At 44.2% G+C, this 17,824-nt stretch carries 16 protein-coding genes; all 16 read left to right on the top strand.

Going from position 1 to position 17,824, the window contains the following annotated elements; genetic code table 11:
• The first annotated feature begins 5 nt into the window (after positions 1-5).
• A complete protein-coding gene (locus PQR79_RS14285) occupies positions 6-941 on the top strand; it encodes an ExeA family protein (protein ID WP_238103143.1) in 936 nt (311 codons plus the stop codon).
• A complete protein-coding gene (locus PQR79_RS14280) occupies positions 941-2,290 on the top strand; it encodes a tetratricopeptide repeat protein (RefSeq protein ID WP_238103144.1) in 1,350 nt (449 codons plus the stop codon). Before PQR79_RS14285 ends, PQR79_RS14280 begins: the two co-directional genes overlap by 1 nt.
• Positions 2,287-4,047, top strand: coding sequence for a GspE/PulE family protein (locus PQR79_RS14275; protein ID WP_238103145.1), 1,761 nt, complete (start codon positions 2,287-2,289; stop codon positions 4,045-4,047). The genes PQR79_RS14280 and PQR79_RS14275 overlap by 4 nt, the downstream gene beginning before the upstream one ends.
• A 2-nt stretch (positions 4,048-4,049) precedes the next feature.
• On the top strand, positions 4,050-5,264 hold the full coding sequence (locus tag PQR79_RS14270; RefSeq protein WP_238103146.1) for a type II secretion system F family protein: 1,215 nt from the start codon (positions 4,050-4,052) through the stop codon (positions 5,262-5,264).
• Between the two features lie 32 nt (positions 5,265-5,296).
• Positions 5,297-5,881 (top strand): hypothetical protein, encoded by a 585-nt coding sequence (locus PQR79_RS14265; RefSeq protein WP_238103147.1) that lies wholly within the window; start codon positions 5,297-5,299, stop codon positions 5,879-5,881.
• Between the two features lie 135 nt (positions 5,882-6,016).
• Positions 6,017-6,622 carry a pilin gene (locus PQR79_RS14260; RefSeq protein WP_238103148.1) on the top strand — a complete coding sequence of 202 codons (606 nt, stop codon included), beginning with the start codon at positions 6,017-6,019 and terminating at the stop codon, positions 6,620-6,622.
• 71 nt (positions 6,623-6,693) lie between these two features.
• Positions 6,694-7,212 carry a type II secretion system protein gene (locus PQR79_RS14255; protein ID WP_238103149.1) on the top strand — a complete coding sequence of 173 codons (519 nt, stop codon included), beginning with the start codon at positions 6,694-6,696 and terminating at the stop codon, positions 7,210-7,212.
• A gap of 192 nt (positions 7,213-7,404) precedes the next feature.
• A complete protein-coding gene (locus PQR79_RS14250; protein ID WP_274408595.1) occupies positions 7,405-7,917 on the top strand; it encodes a pilus assembly FimT family protein in 513 nt (170 codons plus the stop codon).
• The gene (locus PQR79_RS14245) at positions 7,907-8,431 is read left to right on the top strand and encodes a type IV pilus modification PilV family protein (protein ID WP_238103151.1); all 525 of its coding nucleotides are present in this window, start codon (positions 7,907-7,909) and stop codon (positions 8,429-8,431) included. Before PQR79_RS14250 ends, PQR79_RS14245 begins: the two co-directional genes overlap by 11 nt.
• Positions 8,431-9,258: a PilW family protein gene (locus PQR79_RS14240; RefSeq protein ID WP_238103153.1), complete on the top strand. Its 828-nt coding sequence runs from the start codon at positions 8,431-8,433 to the stop codon at positions 9,256-9,258. Before PQR79_RS14245 ends, PQR79_RS14240 begins: the two co-directional genes overlap by 1 nt.
• A complete protein-coding gene (locus PQR79_RS14235; protein ID WP_238103155.1) occupies positions 9,248-9,703 on the top strand; it encodes an MSHA biogenesis protein MshP in 456 nt (151 codons plus the stop codon). The genes PQR79_RS14240 and PQR79_RS14235 overlap by 11 nt, the downstream gene beginning before the upstream one ends.
• A 61-nt stretch (positions 9,704-9,764) precedes the next feature.
• Entirely contained in the window at positions 9,765-14,300 is a 4,536-nt protein-coding gene (locus PQR79_RS14230) for a DUF6701 domain-containing protein (RefSeq protein WP_274408557.1), read from the top strand.
• A gap of 193 nt (positions 14,301-14,493) precedes the next feature.
• Positions 14,494-15,543, top strand: a complete 1,050-nt coding sequence (locus PQR79_RS14225) for a rod shape-determining protein (RefSeq protein ID WP_188917049.1) — start codon at positions 14,494-14,496, stop codon at positions 15,541-15,543.
• A gap of 61 nt (positions 15,544-15,604) precedes the next feature.
• The gene (gene mreC, locus PQR79_RS14220) at positions 15,605-16,612 is read left to right on the top strand and encodes a rod shape-determining protein MreC (RefSeq protein ID WP_238103157.1); all 1,008 of its coding nucleotides are present in this window, start codon (positions 15,605-15,607) and stop codon (positions 16,610-16,612) included.
• A complete protein-coding gene (gene mreD, locus PQR79_RS14215) occupies positions 16,609-17,100 on the top strand; it encodes a rod shape-determining protein MreD (protein WP_188917053.1) in 492 nt (163 codons plus the stop codon). Before mreC ends, mreD begins: the two co-directional genes overlap by 4 nt.
• Before the next feature lie 46 nt (positions 17,101-17,146).
• Positions 17,147-17,734, top strand: coding sequence for a Maf family protein (locus PQR79_RS14210; protein ID WP_238103158.1), 588 nt, complete (start codon positions 17,147-17,149; stop codon positions 17,732-17,734).
• Positions 17,735-17,824: the final 90 nt, after the last annotated feature.

The following is a 17,824-nucleotide window of genomic DNA, read 5'->3' as shown; positions in this document are numbered from 1 at the left end:
TCATTATGTATTTGCAGCACTTTGGCATGGGACAGTTACCCTTTACGCTGACCCCTAACACAAGCTTCTTTTTTGGGTTAGCTCCCCATGTAGAGGCCTTGCAAGTGTTGCAAACCGCCTTAGAAACTGGCGAAGGTTTTATTAAGGTTACTGGCGAAGTCGGAACGGGTAAAACATTAATCTGTCGCAAGCTACTTAATGATTTACCGGCTCAATACCATTGTGCTTATTTGCCTAATCCCTATTTGTCTCCAAAAGAGTTACGTTTTGCTGTGGCAGGTGAGTTAGGCCTAAATTTACCTAACAAAATCGATCAACAGCAATTAACGCGACTTATCCACGAGCGTTTGTTGGAGCTAAATCATCAAGGGTTTCATGTCTTGTTAGTGCTCGATGAAGCACAAGCGCTACCCGATGACAGCATTGAAGCATTACGGTTATTTACCAATTTAGAAACCGAAAGCCGTAAGTTGTTGCAAGTGGTGTTATTTGGTCAGCAAGAGTTAGATGAACGATTGGCTCAAGCTAAATTTAGGCAGCTACGTCAGCGAATTACCTTTAGCTACCATTTGCGACCATTAAGCTGGGATGAAATCCAAGCCTATATTCAATATCGATTGGTCACAGCCGGTTATCAAGGTCCTCAGTTATTTAGTGTCAGTGACATTAAGTTGTTAGCTAAAGCGGCTAGGGGGATCCCTCGGTTGGTGAACATCTTGGCCCACAAAAGCTTATTGTTGTGTTATGGCGAAGGCGCTAATAAAGTCAAAACAAAGCATTGCCGTGCGGCCATTAGGGATACTGAAGATATAAATTTAACTGAACGGTCAGGTTTTTCACGTTTAAGCACGCTCGTTATTATTTTGTTGTTAGCGCTCATGCTAACGATAGGATTAACGGATGTCAGCGGTGATTGGTTAACACGGATAAGTGAGCATTAATGAGTGTGATAATAAAGATGCTGCGCGATTTAGAGCAGCGCCAACAATCAGGGGCTGACCAACCAGAGCTCGACAAATCAGAGCTTGATAAGACAGAGTCTGATAATGCGCCTTCTCAACGGAAGGGCGAGTTTGTTCGTCCGCAAGTTCAATATTATCCTACCGAAAAATCTCGTGTACCTTTGATTGCTTCAGTGGTGTGCGTACTCTTATTCGTCCCGGCCGTTTGGTATGGGGTGTCAATGTATCAACATACTGCTGCCCCCATGGCTGAATCCCAGTTGACGGCTAACAATGCCGATGAGCCATTAACCATAACCAACGACACAGCAACGCAAATCGCGAGCAACGTTGAGCCGCAAAGCACTGATGCAGAACACAGCAATGACAACGCGTTACTCGCCAACCAACAATCGATTGTGAATGATAATACTGAGCCCAATACGGTTTCACCAGGTGCTGAGAGTGTTGCTGCTGTTAATGTCCCCTCAACAGCAGAGTTAGTGGTGATGAAACCCTCCACTCAGGCCCAAGAGCCAATTGAGCAAACATTCAGTAACGATGAGGTCGAGTTAACGTTAGCAGTAACAAGCCAAGCTATCACAGAAGGTGTTGACCAGGCTGTAGACTTGGTGGAAACCCCAATCGTGATGAAAGATAAACCTTCAGTTCAACCTACTACGCAGGTTAGCGCTCCTGAAAATAGCCCTAAAATAGCGAAAACCTCATCGACTTCAAATGATATGACAGTAAAAGAAGTGGTGATCAGTAAAGCTGACATGGCGCAGATACAATACCGCAAGGCAACCGATGCAGAAAATGCACAACGGTTAGAAGAAGCAGCCAGTTTTTATTTAGAAGCCATTATTTTACAGCCAAGCTTACACAAAGCACGTAAGCAATTGGTGGCGATTTATTACGGACAAAACAACACCACAACAGCCATGCGCTTGTTAGAAAGTGGTATTAGTATGTTTCCGCAAGAGTGGGAGTTTTACGTGATTTTGTCACGGCTTCAAACTGAAACGAACGCCTTTGACAGTGCCCAGACAACTTTAGCGATGATCCCAGATAATTCTAATTGGGCACGTGACAAATGGGTTGTGCAAACGGAATTAGCCCAACGCACACAAGACTTTGTGTTAGCAGAGCAAGCGTATCGTCAATTATTACAAGCCGAATCGACGCAGGCGCGTTGGTGGATGGGACTGGGTTATGCATTAGATTCCCAGCAAAAATATATCGCAGCGGCTCAGGCTTATCGCTCTGCATTAAGCTATGAGGGACTATCAACCTCTGCGATGGACTTTATTGAAAACAGATTAGCTCAGCTAGGAGAACCCAAATGAAACCTAAATTGAAGATGCGCTTAGGTGACCTTCTAGTACAAGAGTTGATTATTAGTGAAACGCAATTACAACAAGCACTGGCAGAACAACGTAATAGTGGTAAAAAACTCGGTCGTACATTAATCGACTTAAAATACATTACTGAAGTTCAATTGCTTAAGTTTTTGTCACAGCAGTTAAATTTACCTTATTTGGATATTAGTCGTCGGCCGATCCCTGCCGAAGTTGTCAATATTTTACCCGAGGTGCAAGCTCGTCGTTATCGGGCCTTAGTGGTAGAAAGCGGCCCAGATCATGTGCTGATTGCTATGAGCGATCCTGCCGATTTACAAGCCATTGATAATTTAGAAATCTTGGTCGCACCTAAGCAATTAATGCTTGCAGTAGCGCCCGAGCAACAACTGTTAGATGCGTTTGATAACTTATACCGCCGCACAGGGCAAATTGCTGAAATCGCCGGTAAGCTTGAAGAGGAATATGCCGCTGATGACATGTTCGATCTTAATGGCTTAACAGAAGGCGACAGTGATAATGAAACTACGGTGGTTAAGTTATTACAGTCTATTTTTGAAGATGCGGTACAAATGCGCGCGTCGGATATCCATATCGAGCCGGGTGAAAAAGTGCTGCGTATTCGCCAACGTATTGATGGCCAACTGCATGAAAACACCCTTGGTGAGGTCAATATTGCCGCTGCTTTGGTATTGCGTCTTAAATTAATGGCAGGTTTAGATATTTCAGAAAAACGTATGCCGCAAGATGGCCGTTTTCATATGGAAATTAAGGGGCATAAAATCGATGTGCGTATGTCGACCATGCCCATTTACCACGGCGAATCAGTGGTAATGCGTTTATTAGATCAAACGACTGGGCTGCGCACTTTGGATGAAACCGGTATGCCACCGCATATTGTGGCGCGGATCCGTAAACAAATTAAGCGCCCTCACGGGATGTTATTGGTGACCGGACCAACGGGTAGCGGTAAAACCACGACGCTGTATGGTATTCTTAGCGAGCTAAACACGCCAGACCGAAAAATTATTACTGTTGAAGACCCTGTGGAATATCAATTACCGCGGATTAACCAAGTGCAGGTTAATCATAAAATTGGTTTGAACTTTTCCAATGTGTTGCGTACCACCTTGCGTCAAGATCCCGATATCATCATGGTGGGGGAGATGCGTGACCAAGAAACGGTTGAAATTGGTTTGCGAGGCGCATTAACTGGTCACTTTGTATTATCAACACTGCATACTAATGACGCGGTAACCAGCGCCTTGAGATTGCTCGATATGGGGGCTGCCAGCTATTTGGTTGCCAGCGCACTTAGGGTGATTATTGCACAGCGATTGGTGCGCCGTGTATGTCAAAACTGCGCCGTGGCATATCAACCTAATGCATCAGAGCGCAGTTGGCTTGAGAGTGTGACCCAAAAAGACATGACGACAGCGACCTTTAAAGTGGGCAGTGGATGTCAAACTTGTAATGGCTCAGGCTATCGTGGGCGAATTGGTATTTTTGAAATATTAGAGCTCGATGAAAACATGATCGACGCTATGCGCACCGGTAATCCACAAGACTTTGCTCGCGCTGCATTGCGCAGTCCAAACTTTGTCCCGTTAGCGCATTCGGCCATGGAGTATTTATTTCAAGGCACCACCACGTTAGAAGAAGTTGCCAAATTAGTTGAAGATGTTAGCGAGTCAGCTGTTGCTTTATCAGTTGATATTACTAGTCAATCAGGTCTTGGGGCATAACGATGCCAACGTATCAATATCGCGGACGTAACGCCCAGGGAAAATCGGTGACCGCTCAAGTGGAGTCAGCCAATGAAAGTGCTGCGGCTGATTTATTATTGTCACGCGGCATTATCCCGTTAGAGCTAAACGAAGTTAAGACTAAACAGTCATTTTCAATGGCATTGTTTCAGAGTCGAGTCTCGTTAGAAGAGTTACAAATTTTTACCCGCCAAATGTACTCTTTAACGCGTTCAGGTATTCCTATTTTACGCGCTATTGCAGGTTTGTCTGAGACCACACATTCACATCGAATGAAGCAGGCATTAGATGATATATCAGAACAATTAACCTCTGGCAGACCTTTATCTTCAGCAATGAACCAGCATCCTGACGTGTTTGATTCGTTGTTTGTGTCGATGATTCACGTGGGTGAAAACACCGGTAAATTGGAAGATGCATTTATTCAGTTGTCACATTATATTGAACGCGAGCAAGAAACCCGCCGCCGTATTAAAGCAGCAATGCGTTACCCTATCTTTGTCCTTATTGCGATCACCATCGCGATGGTGATCCTCAATATTATGGTGATCCCAAAGTTTGCTGATATGTTTTCGCGCTTTGGGGCAGATTTACCTTGGGCCACAAAAATCCTCATCAACACCTCTAATCTGTTTGTTAATTATTGGCCGCACATGCTGGTGGTGTTAATGGGGGTCATTGTCGGGATCCGTTATTGGCACCATACCGACAAAGGCCAAAAGCAATGGGATTTATGGAAGTTACATATTCCTGTGGTGGGATCGATTATTGAGCGTTCTACTTTGTCGCGTTATTGCCGTAGCTTTTCAATGATGCTCAGTGCAGGTGTTCCCATGACTCAAGCATTAAGTTTGGTTGCGGATGCGGTTGATAACGCTTATATGCACGACAAAATTGTGGGGATGCGCCGTGGTATTGAGTCAGGTGAATCGATGCTAAGGGTTTCAAATAGCAGCCATTTGTTTACGCCTTTAGTGTTGCAGATGGTGGCGGTGGGTGAAGAAACCGGCCAAATTGATCAGTTATTGAATGATGCCGCTGACTTTTATGAGGGCGAAGTCGACTACGATTTAAAAAACTTGACCGCCAAATTAGAACCTATTTTAATCGGATTTGTCGCGGTTATCGTATTAATTCTTGCGCTAGGTATCTATTTACCTATGTGGGACATGCTAAAAGTGGTTAAAGGTGGTTAAATTGCAGCGCCTTTGGTTTATTAGGTAACAGTATGTTAAGTCAGCAAAAAGCCGATGATGATTTACTTAAAGTCTATGGCAAGGTGATGGCAATATTAGTGTTAATTATTTTGGTGGGCATCTTGGGTGGCCGCTATATCAATACTGCGCCAAATTTAACCAGCCAAGGCTTGGCTTTTGAACATAATCGGCTTTTAAATGTCTTAGCTATGGTGCGCAGCCAATGGTTAGCCTCAGGAAGACCGAGCAAAATGTTATTGTCTTGGTACGATATGGCACCAAATGTGCAGGCACAAGATAAGCAAGATACTAATGATAAATCGTCAAAAAATGGACGATTGGCAGCTTCAGCGCAAATAGATAATACTGAAGCGGAGTTAGTAGGCACTAATAATTGGATTCAATTGTCATCAAATGGTTGGCCTTTGGTTGAGACCTACGATGAAGACGGTTGTAAGCGTCTATGGCAACAATTGTTGGCAATCGATGTAGATGAATTAGGGTTACATGTGGTTTATCAAGTAAAAGATAAAGTCTGTCGTTTTATTTCTACCAATCAAGCCAGTTTAAGCTACCAGCTACAAACCGGCAGAATAATTTATTTAGCTGCTGAGTAGTAAAAAAGTCTACCCTAGGTGCTAAAATTCTAATAAGCTGCTAATATCTGACGAGTTATGGCAGCACGTTTAGCAGCAAGAGTGGTAGCAAGTATGTTATTTTTGTTGCGAATACATTTAAATGAGTGAGGTATTATGAAAGTTAAACAACAAGGTTTTTCATTAATCGAGTTGGTCATTGTTATTGTGATTTTGGGACTGTTAGCGGCAACCGCTATTCCTCGCTTTTTAAATGTAACTGATGATGCCGAAGACGCAAGCGTAGATGGTGTTGCAGGTGGTTTAGCAACAGCAGTCAGCTTTGTGCGTGCACAGTGGGAAGTCGATGGCCGTCGTAACACGAGCGTGGTTCTCGATGGAACAACCATCTCTTTAGACTCGCGTTTTGGTTTCCCAACGGGCACAACCAATACCAGTGCAACAGCGATGACTACCACTCGATGCCAAGAAGTATTTGACTCGGTATTACAAAATGCACCAAGAAACGTGTTAGTTAATCAAGATGCAAGCGATGTACGTTATATCGTGAGTGTGCAAGGTGGCTCAGGTGGCTCTTCAACCAGTATTGATGGTGTAACCGTAAACAACCTTGATGTGTGTGTATATCATCAAGTCGCCTCATTAGCTTTAGATGACACAAGCGGTGTGGCTACACCAACACCAGATTTAACAACTGCCGGTGCCAAAGGCGTGACATACAACCCAGGTACTGGACAAGTGGTTGCTTTTAGCAACAACTAATTTATTAACCACCCAATCGATTGATCCATTTATCAATGGATAGAGATTTATATTAATAGAGGTATTTTTATATGCAAAAGCAACAAGGTTTTACATTAATCGAATTAGTGGTTGTGATCATTATTCTTGGTATTTTAGCGGTAACTGCAGCGCCTAAGTTTATAAACTTACAGGGTGATGCTCGTGTTTCGGCGTTAAGTGGTATGAAAGCGGCAATTCAAGGTGCGAATACCCTTGTTTATTCGAAAGCGGCTTTAGCGGGTGAAGAAAAAACAGCTAAAAATGATTCTACCCCTCCTTCTGTTGACCTTGGTACAGGCACTGCAGCAGTGACTCAATATGGATATTTACAAGGCCTTCAAGCTGAGCTAGAAAATGCATTAGATGTTACTTTTAATGTAGGCACAAGCGCTACAGATTCTACTGTTGCAACCGACAATGGTGCTGATTGGACAATTTTTGTCAATAGCGGAGTAGCTACCATTTGGCAAGTAGGCGCGCCAGACGCTTGTAAGCTAACGTATACAGAGGCTTCAAGCGCTACAGTGCTACCAACTTATGTAGCAGAAACTGATCCTGACAACTGCTAATATATTAGTAAATTACTAAAACCTGCTTCGGCAGGTTTTTTTTTGAGTTTTTAACAATAAAAATCAACCTTTACGACAACGACTAACAGCGTGAATACACAAATAAGCAGACAATATTGGCTGTTTTTGCCATACTGGATCAGCTAGTATAAGTCTCTGACACTCTTATGGTTTAGTTTGGCCAGTGTCAAAATGTTTAGTGGCGAAATAGAGGGTATCATCTACGTGAGTCAGCAGCGCAAGGTTCAACTTGGCTTTACTCTAGTTGAATTAGTCACCACCATTATCTTGATTGGCATAATTGCCGTGGCGGTGTTACCGCGTCTATTTTCTGCTTCATCCTACAGTGCTTATACCCTGCGTAATGAGTTTATTAGCGAGCTAAGACACGTACAGCTAAAAGCCATTCAAAATACCGATCAATGTTATCAACTCGATGTCAGCGCCAATGGTTATACCTTGCGTTACTTTAATGACCGCATTGGCAACAGTTGCAGCGATGTGTTTCGTGAGGAGCAGCCCCAAAGCTTTAATGCTAATGCTTATATCACCCTAGCCAGTGATGCCAGTCAGGTGTTTTCAATTACGTTTGACAGCCTTGGGCGAATGATTTCCCCTGCGTGTTCTGGCCATTGCTTTAATGCGGTGGCAGATGAAACCTTAGCCATCGCGGTGGAGTCAGAGGGGTATATTTATGCTCAATAAGCTTCAACTTCAGCACACTCTACACACTAAGGGTTTTACCTTAATCGAATTAGTGATTGGCATGATGGTCATTGGTGTTGCAATCGTTATGTTGACCAGCATGCTATTCCCCCAAGCAGATAAAGCGTCGGCTACGTTACAACGAGTTAGATCGGCAGAGCTTGCTCATTCGGTAATGAATGAGATTTGGGGCAAACGTTATGATCAAAACACTAATGCCAATGGCGGTGTACCAGCCTGTAATTCAGGTGCAGGGTTAACATGTTCGACATCAATGGGTAACGACGGTGAAAGCCGGGATGCGTTTAATGATGTTGATGATTACCACGGGCTGAATGAAACCAGCAATATGCTCGACTCAAGCCAAACCTATGCACAGGCTTACTCCGGCTTTAAATTAGCTGTTACGGTGAGTTACCTTGATACCACGCAAGCCGAAAAACTGATTACTGTAGATGTCACTACACCCAGCAATGAAGTGATTACTTACCAAACGGTAAGGAGTAATTACTAATGGCGCGATATTCTCAAGTCAAAGCAGCTGGATTTACCTTAATCGAAATGGTGACTGTGATTTTGATTTTGGGCATTGTGATTGTTGGTGTCAGCAGTTTTGTGATTTTTGGCACCCGTATTTTTGTTGAATCCAGTGCGGTCGATCAGGTGTTGAGTCAGAGCCGCTTTGGAATAGAGCGTATGACCAGAGACATTCGTCGTGCAGTGCCTAACAGTATCCGAGTGCTCACTGCCACAGATGGCAGTTATCAATGTATTGAATTACTGCCAATTGCAGCCAGTACCTCATACCTTGACGCGCCATTTGTACCTGAGACTGCGCGCAATAGCCTTACCGCGATCAAAAGCATTAGGCCGATTAGTGCGGGGCAGTCGACGTTGATTTATCCGTTAACCAATGCTGAGGTGTATAACCCTCAAGGAACAACGGCAAAACGATTTACTGTGCAAAGTGTGGCTGAAGCGAGCGACTTACTAACCATTACCTTAACCCAATCGGTGCGATTTACTGAAGCTTCACCATTAATGCGTTTATATGTTGCCGATAGCCCGTTAAGCTATTGCTTTGTTACCTCTGCGAGTTCGGTTGAATTGCGGCTTTATCAAAACTATGGTTATCAGGCCACTCAACCCACGCCAACAACAATGGGCGCAGGGGTGTTAATGGCCCAAAATGTAGCGAATAACTTAAGTACCAATCCTGCAATTATTTTAACACCGGCGACCTTAGTGACTAACGCCATTGTGCATTTACAGCCACTGTTTGCGGTTAATGGTGAGACGTTTCAATATCAACATCAAGTGCAGGTGATGAATGTTCCCTAAGTATCCGTTAGCTCAACATTCTCAACGCGGCAGCGCATTAATCATCGGTATTTTTGTGATTACGGTGATGTTTGTTATTGCAGCCAGTTTAATCCGCATCGTTGGCGATGCTGATGAGTCGGTGAATATGGAAGTGTGGGGCACTCGGGCATTGTTTAGTGCTAACAGTGGCGCAGATGCCGCTTTAGCACAGCTATTTCCGCTCGATGGCAGTGCTGCAACGTGTAGCGATGTGGCTTCAACTTGGACGCCACCGAGTAACGCGGTGGGATTTCATCGTTGTAGCGTGAGCATTAACTGTAATACTGCCAGTGTCAGTGGTGTGACTCAATATAGAATTAATAGTTTAGCGGTATGCGAAACGGGGGATTGTGCTGGAGACTCGAGTAGTTCAACGTGTTTACGAGTGAGTCGCCAAGTGGAGGTCGAAGCACGTGGGAATTAAAACAAGATTTTCTAAAAATTCAAAATTAATTAATTTTTTAAAAATTTTTACATTTGCTTGTATGTGTTTCATTGTACCAGTATCAGCAGCATTAGCCGATTGGAGTGACACATTTAAAGCCGGCGTAAATAACGTTAATACGACTGGCACGATTTATTTAAATACAGCCACCATTATAAATGCGCCAAGTAACGGTAAATTACCGACAGATAATTATACGCAAGGCGGAGATAGTTCTTTTAATTCATGCATACGTGCTAATGGTACCTCTAGGACGTGTCGAGATGGTGGTACACTGGCTGAATTACCACCTTCACGGATTGATTTTGCCCAATGTCAATCAAGCAGTTCTGTTGATTTGGGTCCTCCTGTTTACGGTAATGAAACGGTCAATGTACCAGAGGGAGAATACAATAATGTATCAGTCGCCAATGGTAGCGATAAAAAGATTATTTTTACGACCGATAATGGTAAATATAAAATAAAAAACCTATCAGCGACTTCAGGTACGATTGAATTTTCTGCCGGTCAGTACTGGATTGAAACAATGGACATTAATAACGGTGTCGATTTGATTTTTCCTGATACAGGAACGGTATCATTCTTTATTAAGAATGATTATCTCCAAAGAAATTTAACCTTAGCAAGTTCACCTGAAAAATTATTATTTTATGTATATGGAAAATTTGAAATTCAAGGCGGTGCCAGTTTAAATGCTTATGTTGTGTCAGAAGATACTGTCACCATAAATGGGTCCGCAAAAATTACAGGTTCAGTGACAGGGCAAGATATTATTTTAAATGGCAGCTCGTCAGTGGCGTTTGCTGATACTGGTAATCTAATTGATGTCGTGCCAGATTGCACAATTGATACACCACAGCCGGAATTCCATATTCAATACGGTAAAGCTACGGCCACTAGCATCACGTTTGACAGTGCTTTTCCTGATGATGTCACCCCGTTAATTTTCTTAATGCCGACCATCGAAGACGATAACAGTGATGGCCCCGCATCAGTATTCCTTGAGAGTGTATCGGCACAAGGTTTCACTTGGTCACAAAACGAGCCTACATCCACTAATAATCGTTATGTTGCGTCCGAGAATATGCCAGAGGTGCATTGGATAGCGGTGACTGCGGGTACATATGATCTAACCGACGACATCACATTAATTGCTGGTTCGGTTGATTATGATCAAGCCATCTTTGGCTCTAGCGATCCTTATACACCAGTGACTTTGCCCTCAACTCAAAACGTGGTGTTAAACCAAATACAAACGCAAAATAATAAGTGTTGGTTTACCAGTACATCAGAGACCACGAGTTCTGGGATTCAACTTGGGATAGATACGTCTGAAGTTTACGATAGAAATAATGAACAATGCCTGCCGGGAGGTTTAAATAATAGCCAAATTGCAAATGAAACCATTGGCTATTTATCGTTAACCTCGGCAAGCGGTACCATGATATTGAATGGTGTTGAAACAAATTATCATTTTGGCCAAGCGCAAACGTTTACCGCCAGTGGCACCAAAGATATTGAATATCAATGCGGAATCACCACAACGTTAGAAGGCTTTACTGACACCCCCACATTAGTTGCAGGTAAGAATAGTCGCTTAGGTGGTGATGGCGGCTGGCTCCGCCGTTGTAAGCTCACTAACGACACGGTAAGTATGGTCGTTGATGAAGATACTTATAAAGATAATGATCGTAAACATCGTTGGGAAAATTACAGCTTTGTTGCTTTTGAAAATGTTGAGCCGGTATTCCAATGTTTTACGGATAATTTTGACCGCACAGACCTTGGTGATGATTGGGTTGTTTCCAATAGTCGAGGCAACTTTACGCCATCCATTGTGAGTAATCGCTTACAAGTGACTCAAGCGGTAACAAATCAAGCCACGTCATCTACTTTCCAACGGCTATTTCCTGCAACCGACAATTTCGTCACCATAGAATTTGATCATTATGCTTATAACGGTAGCGGTGCCGATGGTATTGCTTTTGTGTTGTCAGATAGCACTATTACCCCTCAAGCAGGCGCTTATGGCGGGCCGTTAGGTTATGGTGCTCGCTCAAATCAAGATGGTTTTGCAGGTGGCTGGTTAGGTTTTGGTATTGACGAATACGGTAACTTTTCTAGAGAAGGTGGCTCGGGTGGCCCTGGGCGTCGTCAACAGTCTGTTGCCATTAGAGGCTCAGGCTCTGGTACTTCTGGTTATCCTTATTTACGTGGTACCTGCAGCAATGGTACGACTAATACGAGTGGCAGTTGTTTATCGCCAACCGTTGATGACAATAATACCTCTCCTGCCCACCGTTATCGTATTACCGTCGATTCGCAAGTTGCCAGTCAATCGCTAGTAAAAGTTGAGCGTGATACTGGTGATGGCTATGTTGAAATTATTTCTGAATTTGATGCCGCCTCTTACGCAAGCCAAGCTGCTTTACCTGAGAATTTTTTATTGTCATTGACAGGCTCTACTGGCGGGGCAACGAATATTCATGAAATTGACAATGTTGAAATATGTGCATTAAATTCAAGCCCCATCGGTGTGCAAATTGATCACTTTGAGTATTCGTATTCAGGGACAGGGTTAACCTGTACTCCTAAAACGTTATCCATTAAAGCTTGTGCTAATGCAGAGTGTACAGAGACGGTTAATGACAGTGTTACCGCAACGCTAACGCCAGCAAGTGTGGCTAATGGCGGATGGATTGGTGGTAATGTTGTGACATTCTCTGGCGGGGAAAAAGCAGATTTACAATTAAGGCATAACACGGTTGGCACGGTAACATTGGGTGTTTCAGGCTCAACGCCAAGTACCAAAGCATTTAGTGAGACGCTTTGCCGTATTAATGGTAGCTCAGCAACGGCTGCAAACTGTGATTTAGTCTTTGCCGACAGCGGCTTTATTTTTGATGTGCCAGACAAGCTAGCAAACAAACCTACGGGTAATATTTCAATCAGTGCGGTTAAAACTTCAGATGAAACCTTAGAATGTGTACCAACATTTGCAGACACAACTAAAAGCGTTAGCTTTTGGAGTACTTATCTGGCGCCTACATCGCCGGTCAATGGCCAATCTGTTACTGTTAACGACACGACCGTGGGTAAGCAAAGCTCGGCGGCCACATCAATAGCGTTAGATTTTGATGCCACTGGCACGGCAAATATTGATGTTAACTACCCCGATGCAGGCAATATGCAACTCGATGCTCAATATACCGGAACTGGCGATGAAGCCGGGTTGGTGATGCTGGGTTCAGACTCATTTGTGAGCTTTCCTGTTGGGTTATGTATCACACCTAAAGACAGCGTTGCAGAGTGCTCTGCAGGTAATAGCAGTTGTGATGTATACAAAAAAGCCGGCGAGTCGTTTGATTTAAATATTCAAGGTAAAGCTTGGGAGTCTGACTCCGATACTGATTATTGCGATAACATCAATACGCCCAATTATGCCCAGGATGACATTGTTTTAGGGCATCAATTGGTGGCGCCATCAGGCGGTATATTAGGCGATGTTGGTACTACAAAATACAATCATGTTGCGCAAACGACCAACAGCAATACGGTGACTCAATCGGTGACCGAAGTGGGTGTATTTACATTTACCGCCAATCCTCCAAGTCCATATTTAGGATCCAGTTTTTACGATATACCGCTTGCTGAATCAGCCAATATCGGCCGCTTTGTGCCGGCCAGTTTTGCGGTTACTAGCTCCAGTGTGTTGCCAAGCTGTGGTGTTTTTACCTATATGGATCAACCCTTTGATTTAACGCTGACCTTAACTGCTTACAATACTGCTGACAATATTACCCAAAACTATCAGGGTACTTTTGCTAAAGCGACAGCCAGTTTAGTTGGAGAAAATCTTAATGATGGCGTTGATTTAAGTAGCCGCTTAAGTGCTCTACCTATTGATGCGAGTTCGTGGAGTTTAGGTGAAGCAAGTGTGGGCATAACGTATCAAGCGGGTTTGAGCCGTACCCTTGCGCCGGGCGTCGATGGGCCTTTTGGTCAATTAGATATTGGTGTGCAGGTTGATGATAACGACACCGCTATTTCATTTATTCACGCACCTGACATGCGCGCAGATAGTAGTGATATTTGTGCCGACAGCAGCTCTTGCAATGCAAAACAGATATCGACACAAGATTTTCGTCATGGCCGAATTGTTATGGACAATACCTTTGGCCCCGAAACCGAAATATTACGCATGCCAACGTATGCACAATATTGGAATGGAACAGGGTGGATAACCAACATTAATGACAGTTGCAGCCAAGTTGTCGATCCACTTGATGGCACTGAAGCCTATGATCCTGTATTGGCGTCAAACCAAACGGTCATTCGCAGTGATGGCGGCACTACGGTGAGTGGTGGTCAACTCACTTTATTATGGCAAAACACAGGTTCTGATGCATATCGTGGTCAAGTGACAGCACCATTGCAAGTCGACGATTGGCTCAAGTGGTATTGGAATTGGGACGATACAAGTCCAAGTGTATTGTATCCCCCAAGAGCGAGCGCTTTTTTCGGTCGCTACCGAGGCCATGATCGGATCATTTACTGGCGTGAGGTCGGGCAATAAACCGCATAATAAAGCGTCAGTTTTGCGCTTTTTAGGATTAAATTTGTCCGTTTCGTGTTTTTTTACAGGCTTTTGTAAAAAAAAACGCCAGATTAGCAATTGTTAACCTGTTCGGTCTTGTAGAATAGGGGTGTCATTGATAAAGTTAGCTGATTTTTCTTTCTTCTGACTCCACAGAATACAGGCCTGATACATGTTCAAAAAGCTGCGCGGCATTTTTTCTAACGACCTATCGATCGATTTAGGTACGGCAAATACACTTATTTATGTTCGCGATGAAGGCATCGTGTTGAACGAACCCTCAGTGGTTGCCATTCGCGGCGAACGCAATAGTAATGGGCCAAAGTCCGTTGCTGCAGTCGGTACAGATGCAAAACAAATGCTGGGCCGAACGCCAGGTAATATTCAAGCTATTCGTCCAATGAAAGACGGTGTTATTGCCGATTTTTATGTGACAGAAAAAATGCTTCAGCACTTTATTAAACAAGTGCACAACAACAGCTTCTTCCGCCCAAGCCCTCGTGTGCTTGTGTGTGTGCCAGTAGGTGCAACACAAGTTGAACGTCGTGCTATTCGCGAATCGGCCATGGGTGCTGGTGCCCGTGAAGTTTACCTCATTGAAGAGCCAATGGCGGCGGCAATTGGTGCGGGTTTACCAGTGTCTGAAGCGACAGGTTCTATGGTGGTTGACATTGGTGGTGGTACTACCGAAGTGGCAATCATTTCGTTAAATGGCGTTGTGTATTCTTCTTCTGTGCGTATTGGCGGTGACAAGTTTGACGATGCCATTATCAACTATGTACGTCGTAATTACGGTAGCTTAATTGGTGAAGCCACCGCAGAACGAATTAAACACACTATCGGTACCGCTTATCCAGGCGAAGAAGTGCTCGAAATCGAAGTGCGTGGTCGTAACCTTGCTGAAGGTGTGCCAAGAAGCTTCACGCTAAACAGCAACGAAATTTTAGAAGCACTGCAAGAGCCTTTATCGGGTATTGTGAGTGCTGTGATGGTGGCATTAGAGCAATCTCCACCAGAATTAGCATCAGATATCTCTGAGCGTGGCATGGTATTAACGGGCGGTGGTGCATTATTGCGCGACTTAGACCGTTTACTTATGCAAGAAACTGGTATTCCAGTGATGGTTGCTGACGACCCGCTGACCTGCGTGGCTCGTGGTGGTGGTAAAGCGCTTGAAATGATTGACATGCACGGTGGTGATTTGTTCTCAGAAGAGAATTAATGATTAACTGCAATGCGGCTTTATTACTCAGCAAATGCGCCAATAAAGCCGCGCACAATTTATGAAACCAATTTTCGTTCGTGGCGTCTCTAATCAATTTAGACTGACACTGGCAATTTTATTGTCGGTGGCTTTGCTTGTCGCTAATGATCGCCTCGATCCCATCCGCCAATCACTCTCTTCTGTATTAAGCCCTCTACAGTATTTAGCTAATGTCCCCGGTGTCATATTAGACTGGTCAGCTGAAGCATTTGCCACACGTAATATGCTTGAGGTGCAAAACAAAGAGCTGCTTCGTCAACAATTGGTAATGTCAGAGCGTTTACAGCGCTTTGAGCATGTGCGCCAAGAAAATGAACGTCTACGCGCATTACTCGGCTCTCCTGTGCATATGGATTCCCGTAAAGTGGTGGCAGAAGTCATGGAGGTTGCTAGCGATCCATTTCGTCAATTTGTGGTGCTAAACCATGGCTCGCAAACCGGTGTTTATGTTGGTCAACCGGTGGTTGATGCCCAGGGCGTTGTTGGTCAAGTCATCGAGGTGAGCGAGTTTACTAGCCGTGTGTTGATGGTCTCAGACAGCACCCATGGCATTCCGGTGCGAGTGACGCGTAATGATGTACGGGCAATTGCTAATGGTACAGGTGATATTGATCAAATAGAGCTTCGCCATGTGGCAAAAAGCACCGACATTATTGCCGGTGATTTATTAGTGACCTCTGGTTTGGGTAATCGCTTTCCTGAAGGCTACCCAGTGGCCCGGGTAATAAGCGTATCTCGTGATGACGGTCAAAGCTACGCGGTGATAAACGCTCAGCCATTAGCGGCATTGGACCGTATTCGTTATGTGTTATTGATTTGGCCTGATGAAACAAAACCCTTCACATTACCTGCTGATTTAGTCGGTGTACCGGCCGAAACATCAGGTAATGGCGCGCCACAATCTCAAGCTATACAAGGTAATACCACACCCGCGACCACGGGTGCTGATAACCCAACCACACAAAATGTGAATCAAGCAGTGACTCCGCCCGCGACTCAGTCAAATAGCAATGAGGTGAGCCAATGAGTGCACACATCGCCAATGGCCGCTTAGTGGTATGGCTGACACTTTTTATCGGAATGATGTTCCAAATCATGCCATTACCGACTATGGTCGAGGCATGGCGCCCAGATTGGCTGTTAATGGTGTTGGTGTATTGGGCCATGGCATTACCCCATCGCTACAGTATTTTAACTGCGTGGATATTGGGTGTGTTGCTTGATGTGTTACTTGGTGCGACCCTCGGTATTCGCTCATTAGCGTTGTCGCTGGTGATTTATATTGTCGTATTATTATGTCAACGCTTGCGCAACTATCCGCGCTGGCAACAGTCATTAGTGATAGCGGGATTGATTTGTATCTATCACGCATTGATATTTTGGGTTCAATTTGTGGTGGTGGGAGCAACACCGTTTGATTTCTCCATGTTTTTACCGGCCATTTCGAGCTTATTTATTTGGTGGTGGGTATTTTGGATTTTACGCAATATGCGCCGTCGATATAAAGTACGTTAATTAGGTTTACTTCCCGACTTAATAACCTTAAATAGAGTGAATACACATGACGTGGGTACTGGCTTCAACCTCGCCAAGAAGAAAAGAACTACTGGCACAAGCCGGCTTTAGTTATACCGGGTTTAACTTCGAACTTGTTGCGCCTGATATCGATGAAACCCCGCAAACAGATGAGCAAGCTGCAGATTATGTGTGTCGTTTGGCCGTCGAAAAAGCCCAAGCAGGTTTACGGCTAAGCCAACAATTTAGCCATGCAAAAGTGTTAGGTTCAGATACCATAGTGGTACTCAATGGCGTGATATTGGGCAAACCTGTAAATGCCGAGGATGCCAAGCGCATGCTGTCATTACTCTCAGGGCAAACTCATGAAGTGATGACCGCGGTTGCACTCACTGATGGCAAGCAAACATTGACGCGTTTTTGCATCACGCAAGTCAGCTTTTGTGAGTTATCAGCCGCCGACATTGATGCTTATATTGCTTCTGGTGAACCCATGGACAAAGCCGGTGCTTATGGTATTCAAGCATTGGGTGGCAGTTTTGTTAAGTCTATTGCTGGCAGTTATTCTGCAGTGGTGGGCTTACCGTTAGTTGAAACACGAGAATTATTAGCCTGCATGATGCAGCACAATTAACTTTTGCTTTAATCGGTTTTCATACGGTGGCTTCAGTGCTGTCAACATTACGATTGGAGCATGACCTGAATAACAGGCGGCCTAGAACGG

Origin of the sequence: Shewanella metallivivens (assembly GCF_028750675.1) — a bacterium.
Lineage (GTDB): Bacteria > Pseudomonadota > Gammaproteobacteria > Enterobacterales > Shewanellaceae > Shewanella > Shewanella metallivivens.
This window is presented reverse-complemented; position numbering and strand designations above follow the sequence as displayed.